Here is a 15640-nt window from a genome sequence, read left to right as displayed (position 1 = left end):
ATTACACATCATAATTTACGATATAATTTTGCAGCTCTGTATTGTAATATCCGATGCTGTATTCCCTAACCTTGCCGTGCTCGTCATAAGAATAACGGGATCTCTTGAGCAGCGGCATCCCTTTGCCCTCAAGCTGCAGAATCGCTTCCGCCTCCGGCGGAGGCACGGCAACCGAGAACTCATCGCGCAGCCGATCCAAAGAAATATTGTGCTCTTCCAGCAGTTCGTACAAGGATCGGGCATTTAAATCGGCAAGTTCCAGCTCGCCCATAGCCATCGCCAAATAATGCGTATAGTAAACGTATGGCCTTTCATCAAGAAAGTACACCCGCTCCAGCCTGAAGCAGTGTTCACCAAATAAGCGGCGCAGCTCGGCATCCGCTTCGGTCTGAACCGTCTCGGCCCGAAGCCACTGCTTTTGGATGCGATGCCCTTCCTCTACTAAAATTTCGGTGAAGTGCTTCCATTTCGACAGTTTGGAAGCCGCTTTATTGCGAATGACCTTGGTTCCTTTTCCGCTGCCTTTTTCAAGATACCCTTCCTGGACAAGCTCTTGAATCGCACTTCGAACGGTAATTTTGCTCACGGAAAATTCCTGCTCCAATTGCGGCTCCGAAGGGATGTTCTGGCCTAAGGGGTAAACGCCGTGCAAGATCCGATCCTTCAAAATATCCCTGATTTGCAAATATAGCGGTTTATCCTTTCTGGACAAGCTCACTTATTTCCACTACCTTTCTACATCGCCAGCGGGCCTTGTCATCGCCCGCAGTATTTCCTCTTCGGTTGACATAGGGGTATCGCCTGATACCGTGTGCGCCAGCATGCCCGCCGCCACCGCGAACGCGACCGTCTTCTCTGGCAGGAAACCCGCCAGTTCGCCATGAATAATCCCGCTCGCAAAGGCATCCCCAGCTCCTATTCTATCATAGACGGAAAAGGTCAGCATATCCGAAAAAGTGAAACTCTGATCCTTGTACACAAACCCGCGCAAGGAATGCGAATTGTCGCCATGGATGGAGCGGTGCGTACCAGCGATAACCGGGATTTGATATTGTTTGGCAACGAAAGGGATGAGCTCCTTAAGCTGCTCTTCGCGATGCTCCTTTTGTGTGCTCATCCCCAAAGTGCAGATGGCGTCTTTTTCGTTCATCATCACGATGTCTGCCAAGCGCAGCATTTCCTCATAGTGCGGCTTTGCCTGGGCATATCCGCCTTCGCCCCACAGAGAAGGCCGATAATTGCAATCGAAAACAACGAGGCCTCCCTGCGCCTTGAGCGCACGAGCCAGCGCTTTCATATGCTGCCTGACGCCATCATTCATCGCCAGCGTTATCCCGCAGAAATGAATCGCATCCATTCCCCGGGCAATATTATCATAATCGTACACACCCTCAGGAGCTGTATTAAAGCTGCTGTCCAAGCGGTTACTGTAGGTTACGCGGCTGGGTCTGGCGCCGAATCCATTCTCCAGGAAATACATGCCGATATAATTTCCGCCCTCTAGAATGGATGATGTGGAAATTCCCAGCTTGCGCAAATAGGCTCTGGCGGCCTCGCCCAACGAATTGGCTGGCAAGCGGGAGATTAGGCTCCCCGTATGTCCGAATCTAGCTAGCGTCGAGACAACATTAACACCGGTACCGGAAAACGTATAGTGCAGCGTATTGCCCTGCGACAGCAGATCATACCCTGGCACCTGCAGACGCATCATAACCTCGCCAAAGGCGGCTATCCGCTTAGCCATGCTGATCAGCCAGCCTTTTCATGATCGCGAGTAAATCGCGTACATCCTGGACATTCGTTTTTCCCGATGCCTTGTCAATGATTGAAGAATATACGTGAGGGATCACTTGCTGAACTCCCGCTTCCAAGGCGATCCGCAGAATAGCCTCGAAATTATCCATATCGATGCCGCCCGTCGGTTCGAGGGCAAAACCTTCCTCAGCACAACCTCTGGCTACGGCACGGAATTCCTCTTCACGGCTCAGCCCCTCCATCGGGAAATACTTCAGGGCATTGCCGCCCATATCGCGGACGAGGGAAATCGCCGAGCGAATTGGCACAATTGCCGGTTCACTGCCTGCCGCACTAATCGGCCCAGTTGATATATTCACATATCCTGCCCGGCCCGTTGGTGATACCAGACTGTTGATCCAGCTGTCCTTCTCCCCGAGATTGGCCCGGGTAGCCCCGACAGCAGGAAATACCTGATTGATGTGGCTTCCAGGATAATGTTTAGCAATTTCCGCCACCACTGCCGCTTGACGGTTATCACCGGCGCCGAGCCCGATCGAAACTGCCTCATCGATTTCCCGGCCGTATTGCTTCATGGCCGCTACGGCTGCATCCACTGTTGCATAGTCCTTGGATAGGACGCCAACCAGTACGTATCCTTCCGCAGCCTCAAATATTTCCTTGGCATTTTCCACGTCCTTGGCCAGTACATTTAATGCGACTCTGCCTTTGTAAAACCGTTTGGCGATCTGTGACATATTAACGTCCCCCTGTTAATTCGCGTATTTTAGCCTCGATAACGACAATGTCATCTCCAAGCAGCGGCCGCGGGTCGATATCGAAATACCCTTGGCGAACGCCGTAGTCCCGTGTATATATGGCAATCTCACCGTTCTGCAGCCGTTCCGCGACTTCCTTGGCGGTGATGCCAGCCTGATGCGCATCGATCTGAATCCGGCCGCGGTAAATCGCCCGCCCTGCTTCATCCTGCACAATCGATACATGAACTCCGGCGATATCATTTAATGGCATTAATGCTTCCAGCAGCGCCTTCTCCTGCTCGCTCTTGTCTTCCTTCACCATGTATTCATCCAGTGCCTGCAGCAAGCCGAAGGACGTCTCCTTGCCCACCTTCATGCTGCGGCCAATTCCATGCAATTGAACTTTGACCCACTCGATGAAGGTTCTTTTACCGGCAACGATGCCTGATGTTGGGCCCTCAATGGCTTTGGAGCCGCTGTAAATCGCCAGATCAGAGCATTTTACGTATTTCTGGAGATCCCCTTCCGCCGCCGCATCCACGATAAGCGGAACTCCATTGCGTTGGGCAACCTCCCAGGCCTCTTCCACCGAAATCATATTTTTTTGCACGGCGTGATGTGATTTTACGTAAAGGATAGCTGCGGTCTTGTCAGTGATCGCATCCTCGATATGCTCGGCCCGGCCTTCATTAGCGTAGCCTACCTCCAGCAGCCTGCCGCCGCCCAAATAAACCATCGTCTCTACAGGAGCGCCGTATTGCACATTATGCCCTTTCAAAATGATGATCTCATTTTTGGGGATGATCTCCTGATGCAGACGCTCGCTGCGGCGGTGATTGCCCTGAGTCACTATGGCCGCTACTGAGAGGGCAATCCCGCTGGATGCCGAGTTAACGATTACTGCCGCTTCCGATCCAACGATCCGCGCGATGTGATCTCCTGCTTTGTCCACCAGATCGGCGATCTCGACATAGCTTTGCCCGCCCTGCTTCATCGCCTCCATAACCGTATCGCTCGGCGCGGACACGCCCAGGATGCTCATCCGTCCGCTAGCATTAATAACCCGCTTAAGCCCGTACTTCGCATTCAATGTATTCCCCACCTGTAACCACTCCTTTAGCTGTAATAAGTCGGTTCGCGACTCTTCGCTCTCCTTCGGAATCAACCAGTTCCACCCGTTCGTCTTCCAATGTAAACAACGTCAAGTTGGCGGCATCCCCCGCCTGAATCCGGCCCAGCTCCGGCTTGCCCAGCCAATCAGCCGCATGGCAGGTAACCGCATCGATCGTCTCTTCTAACGAATAACCCAAGCTGAGAAACTTGGTCAGCACGTTAGCCATGCTGTAGACCGGACCGTTCAGCCGGTTGCCGCGGTAAATGTCGGTGCTGATCGTATGCAGCCCAACTCCGTGCCGCTTGGCCGCTTTGGCCACCTGAAAGGAGAAGCTGGCCGTCCCGTGGCCAACATCCAAATGAACACCCCTCGCTATCGCATCGTTCAATACTTGCAGCGGATGGCCTTCCGCATCAAATAAATTGTTCGTCTTCCCATTAAGATAGTGCGTAATGATATCTTTTCGCTGCAAAAGAGGAATTACCTCTTGGATATCCGGAGGTCCTGAACCGATATGCACCATAAGCGGCAGTCCCGTGTCGTCAGACAGTTCCCGGGCTATACGAAGCGGCTCCAAGCCGCTGTCACCGACGACACTTCTGCTGATCCGCGCCTTGAGTCCGACGATGAAATCTTCGTATACTGCTATTGCCTGTTTGACCTGTTCCTTATCGATCCATTCCAGCTGGGACAGCTCATCAATTCTAGACAATCCGATCCGCGAAATGTTCAAAAAAGCGTACACCTTCGTCTTGGCCCTTATGCTGTCAGATATCAGATCGGCAATCCGATCTGCGCCACAGCTCCCGGCATCGACAATCGTTGTAACTCCCTGCTTCACGCCGATTTCATCGATTTCATCCCCATAGGGATCAAACTCGGGAAAAGCATGGACATGCATATCAATCCAGCCGCTCGACACATAAGCGCCCGCAACATTGGCCAGCAATTGCCCGTTTCCTTTACCGGCGGCGGTAATTTCCGCAATCCTGCCATCCTCGATGACTATGTCGATTGTCTCACCGCTCACCCTTTTTACATCGCGAAGCACGATTCTATCGCTTGAATCACTCAAAACTATCACCCATTTCCGTTTTAAACATTATAATGTTTAAGTTAACACGCCTGTGCCGGAAAGTAAATATAACGTTATAATGTTTGTCTCCGACTAAATCCGGTGTGCCTATTCTGTCCTACTAGTCGATTGCCAGCTCAAATCCGATTTCAAACATTCGAATCCATGGAAAATGCAAATTTCCGAGCCTGATGCGGCCTTCCTTTATGTCGCCCAAATACTGCGCTACAGCGCTGTTCATTTTAGCGGCAAGTATTGCCTGCACTTCATCCAGACAGTGTTCAATCACGTAATAGCTCGCGTTCAAGCCCGGCAAATCATTCTCCAACATATCCTGACGAACCAAAGATTGATAAATAAAATCCTCGACGAGACGATGGTAGTAAAATTTGCGGCTCTCCAAAACGATACTTTTCAGGATGTCATTGCTATTCTCTGCCTTGTTCCCGCTTCCGCTCTCCAAACGCTCCATATAATAAGAAATGATAATAAAATGAGCGATGACCGTGCCAAGCGTGTTGCCCGAAGTATTCCAGCCGGCATAGGCTGTCAATTGATCCAGCAGTCCCCTCTGCTTCAGCAGATTTATTAACACCGGATCGCCGCCGTTACAGGTTGCGACATCACCCAGGGCAACCAGCTTCCCTTTGCGCAAATAATTTTGCATGGCCTCCACAATCTCGCGGTAATGAATTTCGGAGAAGTAAGAGCGATGTCTGTCCTTGAACGGGATCTGCTCCGCCATGCCCGCCTGGTCGACAGCCGGGGAATGCACAACCAGCACTAACGGCGTCTCCTGGGAATGATCCGCCATCACGGCACCTGAAGCGGTCAAATGCGATTTGATGCTCTCATTTAGGCTCCGGTCTTCGTATTTTGGCTTAATAAACGGTCCCTGAGTGGACGAATAACGCACAAATATTTCGGGCTGATAGTTTTTAAGTTGGCAAAATATATGCGAGAGCATCGTACACCCGATTTCATCGGCACCTGGATAAATCATGACGCGGTCCATAATATCCAATTCCTGAGTCCGGCAAATCATCATCTGCTGCTCTCGCGGGGAGAAGCCGTATTGGGAATTGTCATCCAGCGGAATAATCAAATGATCGATAATGCCATATTGCGCCAGCTCTAATGCATAGTGATTGATCCCCTGGTTAACCGCTCTGCGCTCGATGAAATCATTCAGATATTGCCTTGGAATCATTTCCCGCAGGCCATCAAGCTCCTGCTGCTCCGCATCGGATAAGTTGTCGCGTTCCGACTTGTCCGTCAAATAACTATATTTAAAAATTTGCCCCCCATGAAATTTGTAATAATCGGGCTCTTCCTCATCTTTGTTGTTGTTTGGCACCCGCATAATGAGATTGAAGGCATGAATGCTGATCTCGGGATAGGAGCGTTTGATTTCACCCAGTACAGAAATTCGGCGCATGCATTCCTCCAGGGACAAATGATGCAGCCGGGATGGAACGATCCCTCCATATACCAGCATATCGATGGATACGAGCAGCACATCGGCATCCTTCGCCGCCTTCAGCAGCCATTGCCTGACTGCCGCTGTATTAGCCGGCTTCTTCTTGTTGCCGAGAATCGCTAGTTCGGGAACAACCATCTGCAGATCGGTCATTTTGGCAAGCTGCTGGGGAAACAGATAGTTGCACGGTCGTTCGTCTAACGGCAGGTATACGACTTTTGACATGATGTTAGTTCATCTCCTTTATCAAACTAAACGTTGCACATGATCGACTCCGCCAATTTACGCCTCATCTAATTTAAGCGGTTTCATAATTGAAAAATACCTTTACCTATTATATTAGCCCTCACTGCTTTATAGAAATATCCTAGTAAATTACGATATTATCCCAAAAAATAATGAAGGCCAACTAAAAGACCTCGTCAAGTGACGAGGTCTTTAATTGAATACGCAAGTTAACTCCGAGCTCAACGGACATGAAAGATGCTATTCCCTTCAGCAAGATGAACTTGGATAGTATTCATGACGATTTAAGCATTCAATTCAATGGTGATTTTCTGCGTACCCGCCTCCGGAATAATGCGCAGACCCATAGGCCCATCCAATTGCGTTCCATCTGCAATAGACTTCACTTCCGTTACTCCGCGCAGTACCAGCTCCCAAGGCTTGTTAGCCGTGCCGTTTGCTGTCACCGTAAGCGTCCGGCCAATCCGCTCGACGCTCACTTCCAGCTCCAGTTCCGCCTTTGTATTGTACACAGCTGTGGATGCCTTTTTACCGTCGCCCAGTTCGAACAGATGCAAGGCCACTCCGTCCGCATAATCATAGTTAGGCACCAGTTTATTTGCTCCTACCGCGATCAGGCTGTTTGGTCTGACCATCAGCGGCAGACTGAAATAATCATGCTGCTCCTGAATCCAGCGCCCGCCTTCCATAACTTCCCCGCTTAAGTAATTCGTCCAGCGTCCCTCGGGAAGATAATATTTTGCAGTGCCTTCACTATTGAATATTGGAGCCACCAAGAAGGAATCGCCCAGCATATATTGACGATCCAATGTATCGCAGTTCGGGTCTTCCGTAAATTCCAGCACCATGGAACGCATCACTGGCACACCCGTTTTCGTCGCCTCCACAGAAGTCCTAAACAAATACGGCATTAAAGTAGCCTTCAGATGTGTAAAGTGCCTCAGCACGTCGCTAGCTTCATCGTCAAACAGCCAAGGCACCCGGTAAGATTGGCTTCCATGGAGCCTGCTATGCGTTGACAGCAGCCCAAACGCGGTCCAACGCTTGTACAGATCCGGCGTCGCCGTATTCTCAAAACCACCGATGTCATGGCTCCAGAAGCTGAAGCCGGACATACCTAGCGACAATCCGCCGCGCAGCGTTTCTGCCATCGAGACATATGTCGCCGAGCAGTCCCCTCCCCAGTGTACCGGGAATTGCTGGCCGCCTGCCGTAGCCGAGCGTGCAAACAGCATAGCTTCATTTTTTCCTCTGGTCTCTTCAAGCACCTCGAACACCGCTTTATTATACAAATGTGTATAATAGTTATGCATTTTTACCGGATCGGAGCCATCGAAATATACTACGTCGGTCGGAATCCGCTCCCCGAAGTCAGTCTTGAAGCTGTCTACGCCCATATCCAGCAATGCCTTCAGCTTATCTTTATACCAACGCACGGCTGCCGGATTCGTAAAATCAACCAGCCCCATACCGCCCTGCCACCTGTCCCACTGCCATACATCGCCGTCCTTTGTCTTCACGAGATAGCCGTTGGCTTTGCCTTCGTCAAACAAATAAGACTGCTGGGCAATGTAGGAATTTATCCATACACAAATGTTCAGGCCTTTGCTTTTGAGACGCTTCAACATCCCCTCAGGATCGGGGAATACTTCCTGATCCCATTCAAAGTCGCACCAATGGAACTCCTTCATCCAGAAGCAATCGAAATGAAACACATGAAGAGGGATGTCCCGTTCGCTCATGCCATCGATAAAGCTGGTCACCGTATCCTCATCATAGCTCGTTGTAAAAGAGGTCGTAAGCCAGAGGCCGTAAGACCAAGCCGGCGGCAAGGCGGGTTTCCCCGTCAGCTTCGTATAATTATTCAGGACTTCCTTTAAATTGGCTCCGCCGATAATATAATATTTTAACGTTTCGCCGGGCACACTGAACTGTACTTTGGAGACAACTTCAGACGCTACCTCGTAGGATACGCGCTCCGGGTGATCGACAAAAACGCCATAGCCGTAGTTGGACAAATAAAACGGTACATTTTTGTAGGCTTGCTCACTGCAGGTCCCGCCGTCTTCATTCCATAGATCGACAACCTGCCCGTTTTTTACAAAAGGGGTGAATCGTTCCCCAAGACCATAAATATATTCTCCTACGCCTAAATCGAGCTGCTCGCGCATGTAGGTTGTTTGATCAGGCATCTTGATGTGGCCCGGACTTTTATATCCGCTGCCGGTCAACCGTTTGCCATCGTATAGAAAATGCGTACTCCAACCTTCGTTTTTGTGTACCTCCACACGAAGTCTTCCGCTCGTCAAACTGGCGATATCCGCGCCGTTTTCGATCTGCACCTCCACATCGCCGTAACTCAGCTTCTCAAACTCCGGCCCTTTCGGCAGACGTCCGCCATGATGTACCAATTCCACCGCAATGACATCCGGCATCGGTGTAGTATAATTAACGGTTAAAATAGCCGTATTCAACGTATCTCCGCGCGTGATGATTTTTTTGCAAGAGGCTAATACCGTAAGCTTGTCCTTCGCCGTCCTGACACCTCGGACTTCTACTGGATAGTTCAGTGTAACGCCTGGTCTGACATGCCAGTACCCATCAGTAAATTTCATCTCTGTTTCCTCCAATATGCTGTATATTTATTAATTATTGCTGCTGTAGCTCGGGAACGATCTGTACCGGCGTTTGTCCGGTTAAGGCATGCACTAAATTTCTCGCCGCCGCAAACGCCATGTTTAGCCGCGTCTCGGCTGTAGCCGAACCGATATGAGGCAAGGTGACCACATTGTCCATTTGCAATAACGGATGTTCCACCGAGATAGGTTCATGCTCATATACATCAAGGCCAGCCCCGGCTATTTGCCCCTGCTGCAGTGCATAGATCAAGGCCTCCTCATCGACATTTTCACCGCGCGATACATTGACGAAAATAGCGTTGCTCTTCATCCGCGCAAACTGTGCCTTGCCCATAAGATGCTTCGTCTCAGGCGTAAGCGGCGTCATCAGAAGTACAAAATCTGAAGTATCCAACAGCGTATCCATAGAGCAGTAGCGCAAACCAAAGCGTTCCTCCGCCTCCGGCTTGGGGCTCCGATTGTAATAGACCACATCCATTTCAAAGCCCAGCGCCGCGCGGCGGGCAATAGCTTCACCGATCCGCCCCATGCCGATAATACCAAGCCGCTTGTGATGGACGTCGAGACCGTAAAGCTCGGCATCCATTCCCTTGACCCAACCGCCTCTCTTGACTAAGCGATCCATAGCAGTCACTCTGCGCGCCGCCGCCAGCAGAAGCGCCATGGCCAGATCAGCCACCGTCTCGTCCAGCACGTAAGGGGTATGGGTAGCGATCAGTTTACGTTGCTGCAACGCCCTAAGATCCAAATTGTTGTAGCCAGCCGATAGATTGCTTATGACACGGAGACTCGATCCTGCTCTAAGCACCGCTTGCCCAATTGGGGTTGCTGTAACAAGCAAGCCTTCTGCATCCCCGATCTTCTCCGCCAACTGCTCTTCGGATATATCCCCTGGCCCCTGCCAATATCGACACTCGCAATGCTCTTCTAAATAAGAGGCCACGGGCTCCGGCAAGTCCCTTGCGATATAAATCCGTGGTTTCATCACAGCTCCCCCTACTCTCTTCCTCATCCCGTTTCGTTTGCCTTGCTCCCGTTAGCTCAGTCTTTCATAGAACCGGCCGTAATCCCGCCAACCACGTATTTTTGCATGGAGATAAAAATAACGATGATTGGCAATGCCGCAATCGTGGCAACCGCCATCAGATTGTTCCACTCCGTGCCGTATTGGCCGATAAACCGGTACAGCCCTAGAGTCAGCGGCCGAACTGAATTGCTAGTCGTCAATGTCAATGCGAAGATGAAGTCCCCCCAGCCGAACAGGAAGCAAAATACAGCAACCGTCATAAGTCCGGGCATGACCAGCGGCAAAATGATTTTCGTAAACGAAGAAAATTTATTACAGCCATCAATCATCGCGGCTTCCTCAAGCCCGCCTGGCAGCGCCAGAAAGAATGGACGCAGCGTAATAATGGCAAACGGCAGGGAATGGATGAGATCCGCAAATATCAATCCAGCAAAATTATCGATCAGTTGCACCTTAGAGAACATAATATAGAGCGGCATCGCCATCATAATGCCGGGCAGCATCTGAATCGATAGCACGGAAATCATCATGAGGCCTTTGCCCTTGATCGGGAGCCGTGCCAGTGCATAGGCAGCCGGGATCGCCAGCAGCAGCGACAGAACCATCGTCCCTATAGCGATAATAAAGCTGTTGCCGATGTAGCCGACCATATCCTGGTTGCGAACAAAGTTATTAATGTAAGATTCGAATGTCGCCCCTACCGGCAATATATGCGGCGGATTGTGATAAAGCTCCGTCACCGGCGTGATTGACGTTTTTACCATCCAATATACCGGGAAAAGAAACACAATCATGATCAGAATGCCGATGAAGGTCGAACCGCCCATTCGCCATCTAGAATTCGCCATTAGTGGACCTCCTCCTTACTCGACATTCTCAAATACCCGATAGAAATAACGATTAGAATCAAGAACATAATCATGGATACCGAGGCACCCTGACTGAATTCCAGCGTCGCAAAGGACAACTGGTAAGCGTAAATCGGCAGCACTGTCGAGGACGTTACTGGCCCGCCTGCGGTCATGATAAAGATGAGGTCGAATACTTTAAACGTATTGATGATGCCCAGGATCATCAGCACAAGAATCGTTGGACGCATCAGCGGCAGCGTAATATGCCGAAATTGCACCAAACGGTTCGCTCCGTCCAGCTTGGCGGCTTCGTACAGATGCTCAGGCAGACCTTGCAGTCCGGACAATAAAATAATCATATTAAACGGGATACCGATCCAGATATTGGCCACGACCGTACTCAGCAAAGCCGTGCTGCCTTCGCTCAGCCAGTTGATTGGCTGGTCAATAATTCCCAAGGCTTGAAGAAAATAATTGATAACTCCGAAATCGCCGGACATCATCCATTGAAATATCGTTCCACTAATGACTACCGGCAGCATCCAGGCCAGCAGCATCAGAGAACGAAACAGATTACGTCCCGGAAATTTCTGATTAAAAAACAAAGCCAGCGCAAATCCGATCGTAAATTGGAAAAAGATACTGAGCACGGTAAATACTGCAGAGTTCTGGAGAGCGGTGTAAAACACCGGATCTTTTAATGATTTCATGTAATTGGACAATCCAATAAAGTCGTGCTTGCCGCTCAAATTGTACACATTGACATTCTGAAAGCTCAACATGAGATTATAGAGCAGCGGAAAGCCGATAAATACAACCATAAATATTAAAGCAGGTACAACAAACAAGTAGTTATTCCAAGATGAGAACCACCTGGCTCTACGGAACTGTTCTCTGCTCCCGCTCACTGCTGATTTATGGGACATAACTTCTCCCCCTATTTACTGTGTATGGGGATGCAGCAATGCATCCCCCTTGCTGAATGCCATGGTTTCTACATGCTCCGGTTTACTTCTTAACAAACGGCTCAATCTTAGCGCCTGCTTCTTTGACCGCTTGCTCCGGCGTTTTGCTTCCGGTAATGACCTCCTGCAGCATGATTTGAATCGCTTCGGAGATTTTCGGATATTCTGGTCCGTAGGCTCTCGCTCTAGCTACTTCCATCGCATCGGCGAACACCTTCAGTTCCTCGTCTTCCTGCCAGAATGGATCCCGAAGCAGATCGGAACGGCTTGGCAGACGTCCGGCCGCCTGATCAAACGCTTTCAAACGTTCCGGCTCATTGGCGAATTTAATGATGTCGAACGCGATATCTTTATTTTTGGAAGCCTTCGTAATCGCCCAGTTTTCCCCGCCGAGGATCGTACCACCCTGCTTGTTCACCGGCAGCTCTACTACACCCCAGTCGACTTTCCCTTCTTTTCTCAGCAGCGGAATTTGCCAAGTGCCGTTAATCATCATTGCTACCTTACCCGTGGAGAACTGTACCACCGTGTCGGATTGCTTCTGATTGATTACTTCTTTGGACATGTATCCGTTTTTCACCATATCCTGAAGCAGGGTTGCCGCCTCTACCGTACCAGGGCTGTCAAAGCTGTCGATGTCAGCTCCTGCTTGGTACATGAGGGGAAGAAATTGAAATGTCCCTTCTTCGGTTTTCACCGCAGTCATGGCAAATCCGTAGACATCATTCGTGGTCAACTGCTTGGCAGCTTCTTTCAATTCCTCCCAATTGCTTGGCGGCGCAATTCCTTTTGCTTTCAGCATGTCCTTGTTGTAATAGAGCGCCAGATTGTTACTGCCGATGGGTACGCCATAGTTCTTGCCTTCATACATCGTCGAGGACCAAGGGCCTTCGTAATATTTGTCCGCCTGTCCCCACTCCTTAATCTCGTCTGTCAAATCCGCCAAAATTCCAGCGGCGGCAAAAGCCTGATGATCCGGGTTATCCAGCCAGACAATATCCGGCATTTGATTGCCAACGGAACCAAGGAGCAATTTGTTCTTGATGTCCGCAAATGAAATATATGTCCGTTCGATCTTCACATTCGGATGAGCCGCCTCGTAATCCGCGATAATCGTTTGGATTGCACCTTGAGTTGCCTCACTCGTCATAGAATCCCACCACTGAATAACTACCTTGTCACCATCTTTGCCTGAGTTCGTGGAAGCACCTGAATTCCCCGACTCTGTACTTGGTGCGCATGCTGTTAACAGCATTACAACCGCAACCATAGCTGCCATGAGAGCCCTTACATTCTTAAACATTCACATTCCCCCTAGCTAGAACTTATTTATATTTGCATGCACTGCCGCTTTTCTTTGCATTAAAAACGGAGGCAGTAATGCCACTCAGAAAAAAAACATCAGAACTAAAACCAAGTTATGATGTGCGTACATCATTACGGTGTAAAAAAAAGCGCAGTTACTACACTTAACGCTATTTAAATGTAATAAAGCGCATTTTCTTTGGTCACCAACTCCAATTTGGTAATGTTCTCTTTCAATCCAACTTTTTGCCCGTTAACCAAGTGATCAAACATCGATTTCACAGTGAGATACCCCTGGTTCACAGGATCCTGGCAGATCGTTGCCGTAATAATGCCTCTCTCCATATACATCTTTGTTTCTTCTGTCATATCGTGACCAATCAAAATCGGCCGTTGCTCAATCCCAAGCTCATCCAAATGCTTTGCAACCACATCGAGCCGTGCGCTTGATACGTAGATTCCATCCACTTCCCGAAAATAATCGGCAAAAACTTCCGGGGAATCGTAATCCTCCTGACGAAGTCTCAGCGGACCAATCATCTCAATATGATCGTATTCGTCAACGACCTCACGGAACCCGGTAATCTTTTGCTGCATTTGAAAATTAGTGTACGACATCACCAAACCAATTCTGGTTCTTCCCCCCAGGAACTTGCATAACGCGTCAGCTGCAAGGCGGCCAGCAATGCGGTAATCACATCCGACATAAAACAGCCTCTTACTCAAAGGAGAATCGCTGTTAAATGTACAAATCGTAATTCCCTTATCCACTCCATCATCAATGAGCTCGGCCATATCCAGCGGATCATTTGGCGACAAAGCGATCGCCTCATACTTGCCCGAATCGATAAGCTGCTGAACCATTTGCTTCTGCGGCTCCAAATCATATCCTTCGGACCGAAAGATGCTAACCGAGAGTCCAAAATCACGAAATTCATCAATAGCAACCTGAATTCCCTTTTCTACCTGTTTCCAGAAATAATCCGGATGTTCCGGGAACACAATGGCCATGGAAAAATCATTCATCCGAGCTAAAAAACTTGCCGATTTGTTAGGCATGTAGTTCAATTCTTTAATTTTCTCCATGACTTTCTCATAGGTTTCACGCTTCACGTTGCCCCTATTATTGAGTACCCGATCCAATGTAGCAGGCGAGACGCCAATTTCCTTGGCAAACTCTTTAATAGTCAATCTCCTACCCTGATTCATGGCTTTTCCCTCTATTAAACAAATAGTTTGAAATCTTTGATAACCACATCATATCAATAGCGAAAAGATATTGTCAACGGTTTCATGATGTTTTTTATATTTTTTTGATTTTCGAACATCAAAATCTCCCTCCATATATTTTCTTACATATATAGTTTCTTTTCTTGTTTTATAATTTCTAATTGCAGCTTCCTTTATCCATAACTTACCTCCCCCTTTTCACCTGAATGCATGCTAGAATGGGGTTGCACAAAATTACAAAATTGTAACTATTGTCGGATCAGTCTATCTATCTTGTTTTCAAAACTAATAGAATGATTTGGAGGAATAACGTTATGAAGAATAAGCACTTTAAAACATTGGTAACCACAAGCATGGCTACGGCCGTACTCGCTGCAGGACTTGTTCTGCCGCAAGGAGCAAATGCAGAAGCCACTTCAACTCCTAGCATAGATTGCAATCAACAAATTCAACAAATCTTGTCAAAATGGAACTCGAATGGCTCTTTGAACGATCTGAAATGGGTTATTCCTAATTGGCCGACTGTAGGAACAGAGCAGCCGCAGAAGGAAACACCAGCTGCACCAGCACCATCTGTACCTAATCGGAAACCGACCACGCCATCCGCACCTGTTCAAAAACCAACAGCACCAAGCACAAAACCGACGACGCCTAGCCAGAAGCCTTCAACCGGTTCTGATGCTAATGCCGGCAATGGAACGACAACTAAACCTACGGCGCCAACAGCGCCTAGCAAGGACAACAACGCGAACGCTGGTCAATCGGACGCCTCTTCTTATGCCGCACAAGTCGTTGATCTGGTCAACCAGGAACGTGCCAAAGCAGGCCTAAAGCCGCTGACGACGCAAGCCGATTTGACAAAAGTAGCTGCCGCAAAAGCAGCCGATATGCGCCAAAACGGATATTTTGACCACCAGTCGCCAACCTATGGTTCTCCGTTCGATATGATGAAGCAGTTTGGAGTTTCCTATAGTTATGCTGGTGAAAATATCGCCAAAGGCCAACGCACGCCTGCTGAAGTCATGAATGCCTGGATGAACAGCGAGGGCCATCGCCAAAATATTATGAACCCTAACTTTACGGCCATCGGCGTAGCTTATGACAACGGCTACTGGGTTCAAGAATTCATCGGAAAATAAGAAGAATTTACTTGTATTCATCACTAAACCTTGATGCCAGACTAGGCGTCAAGGTTTTTTTCTTGTTACCGACA

Annotated in this window: 13 protein-coding genes; 1 reads left to right on the top strand and 12 read right to left on the bottom strand. The window is 49.1% G+C overall.

The features are described from left to right. Position 1: 1 nt before the first annotated feature. The 12 genes from QNH46_RS08605 to QNH46_RS08550 form a co-directional block, all read right to left on the bottom strand. The gene (locus tag QNH46_RS08605) at positions 2-718 is read right to left on the bottom strand and encodes a GntR family transcriptional regulator (RefSeq protein WP_283927731.1); all 717 of its coding nucleotides are present in this window, start codon (positions 716-718) and stop codon (positions 2-4) included. Positions 719-727: 9 nt separating this feature from the next. After that, positions 728-1744 carry a sugar kinase gene (locus tag QNH46_RS08600; protein ID WP_283927730.1) on the bottom strand — a complete coding sequence of 339 codons (1017 nt, stop codon included), beginning with the start codon at positions 1742-1744 and terminating at the stop codon, positions 728-730. Then, on the bottom strand, positions 1737-2492 hold the full coding sequence (gene dagF / locus QNH46_RS08595; protein ID WP_283927729.1) for a 2-dehydro-3-deoxy-phosphogluconate aldolase: 756 nt from the start codon (positions 2490-2492) through the stop codon (positions 1737-1739). The genes QNH46_RS08600 and dagF overlap by 8 nt, the downstream gene beginning before the upstream one ends. 1 nt (position 2493) lies before the next feature. Next, positions 2494-3597: a DgaE family pyridoxal phosphate-dependent ammonia lyase gene (locus QNH46_RS08590; protein WP_283927728.1), complete on the bottom strand. Its 1104-nt coding sequence runs from the start codon at positions 3595-3597 to the stop codon at positions 2494-2496. Next, positions 3563-4684, bottom strand: coding sequence for an amidohydrolase/deacetylase family metallohydrolase (locus tag QNH46_RS08585; RefSeq protein ID WP_283927727.1), 1122 nt, complete (start codon positions 4682-4684; stop codon positions 3563-3565). The genes QNH46_RS08590 and QNH46_RS08585 overlap by 35 nt, the downstream gene beginning before the upstream one ends. A gap of 121 nt (positions 4685-4805) precedes the next feature. Beyond that, on the bottom strand, positions 4806-6389 hold the full coding sequence (locus tag QNH46_RS08580; RefSeq protein ID WP_283927726.1) for a DUF4127 family protein: 1584 nt from the start codon (positions 6387-6389) through the stop codon (positions 4806-4808). A 305-nt stretch (positions 6390-6694) separates the two neighbouring features. Continuing rightward, positions 6695-9025, bottom strand: coding sequence for an alpha-xylosidase (gene yicI, locus QNH46_RS08575; RefSeq protein WP_283927725.1), 2331 nt, complete (start codon positions 9023-9025; stop codon positions 6695-6697). A 34-nt stretch (positions 9026-9059) separates the two neighbouring features. Further along, the gene (locus QNH46_RS08570; RefSeq protein WP_283927724.1) at positions 9060-10034 is read right to left on the bottom strand and encodes a 2-hydroxyacid dehydrogenase; all 975 of its coding nucleotides are present in this window, start codon (positions 10032-10034) and stop codon (positions 9060-9062) included. 56 nt (positions 10035-10090) lie between these two features. Further along, positions 10091-10924, bottom strand: a complete 834-nt coding sequence (locus QNH46_RS08565; RefSeq protein ID WP_283927723.1) for a carbohydrate ABC transporter permease — start codon at positions 10922-10924, stop codon at positions 10091-10093. Then, positions 10924-11853 carry a carbohydrate ABC transporter permease gene (locus tag QNH46_RS08560; RefSeq protein WP_283927722.1) on the bottom strand — a complete coding sequence of 310 codons (930 nt, stop codon included), beginning with the start codon at positions 11851-11853 and terminating at the stop codon, positions 10924-10926. The genes QNH46_RS08565 and QNH46_RS08560 overlap by 1 nt, the downstream gene beginning before the upstream one ends. Positions 11854-11935: 82 nt before the next feature. Continuing rightward, positions 11936-13195 (bottom strand): sugar ABC transporter substrate-binding protein, encoded by a 1260-nt coding sequence (locus QNH46_RS08555; RefSeq protein WP_283927721.1) that lies wholly within the window; start codon positions 13193-13195, stop codon positions 11936-11938. 176 nt (positions 13196-13371) lie between these two features. Further along, positions 13372-14388, bottom strand: a complete 1017-nt coding sequence (locus QNH46_RS08550) for a LacI family DNA-binding transcriptional regulator (RefSeq protein ID WP_283927720.1) — start codon at positions 14386-14388, stop codon at positions 13372-13374. 353 nt (positions 14389-14741) lie between these two features. Here QNH46_RS08550 and QNH46_RS08545 point away from each other — a divergent pair, with 353 nt between their 5' ends. Beyond that, positions 14742-15566 (top strand): CAP domain-containing protein, encoded by an 825-nt coding sequence (locus QNH46_RS08545; protein WP_283927719.1) that lies wholly within the window; start codon positions 14742-14744, stop codon positions 15564-15566. Positions 15567-15640: the final 74 nt, after the last annotated feature.

Source organism: Paenibacillus woosongensis, from assembly GCF_030122845.1.
Lineage (GTDB): Bacteria > Bacillota > Bacilli > Paenibacillales > Paenibacillaceae > Fontibacillus > Fontibacillus woosongensis_A.
Note: the sequence above shows the minus strand (reverse complement) of the source record. Positions and strands in the feature narration are given on the sequence as shown.

Bases quoted from the DNA above. Each gene is read 5' to 3' on its own strand.
- QNH46_RS08565 (WP_283927723.1), bottom strand. From the start codon at position 10,924: ATGGCGAATTCTAGATGGCGAATGGGCGGTTCGACCTTCATCGGCATT.
- QNH46_RS08580 (WP_283927726.1), bottom strand. From the start codon at position 6,389: ATGTCAAAAGTCGTATACCTGCCGTTAGACGAACGACCGTGCAACTAT.
- dagF (WP_283927729.1), bottom strand. From the start codon at position 2,492: ATGTCACAGATCGCCAAACGGTTTTACAAAGGCAGAGTCGCATTAAAT.
- QNH46_RS08570 (WP_283927724.1), bottom strand. From the start codon at position 10,034: ATGAAACCACGGATTTATATCGCAAGGGACTTGCCGGAGCCCGTGGCC.
- QNH46_RS08555 (WP_283927721.1), bottom strand. From the start codon at position 13,195: ATGTTTAAGAATGTAAGGGCTCTCATGGCAGCTATGGTTGCGGTTGTA.
- QNH46_RS08560 (WP_283927722.1), bottom strand. From the start codon at position 11,853: ATGTCCCATAAATCAGCAGTGAGCGGGAGCAGAGAACAGTTCCGTAGA.
- yicI (WP_283927725.1), bottom strand. From the start codon at position 9,025: ATGAAATTTACTGATGGGTACTGGCATGTCAGACCAGGCGTTACACTG.
- QNH46_RS08545 (WP_283927719.1), top strand. From the start codon at position 14,742: ATGAAGAATAAGCACTTTAAAACATTGGTAACCACAAGCATGGCTACG.
- QNH46_RS08600 (WP_283927730.1), bottom strand. From the start codon at position 1,744: ATGGCTAAGCGGATAGCCGCCTTTGGCGAGGTTATGATGCGTCTGCAG.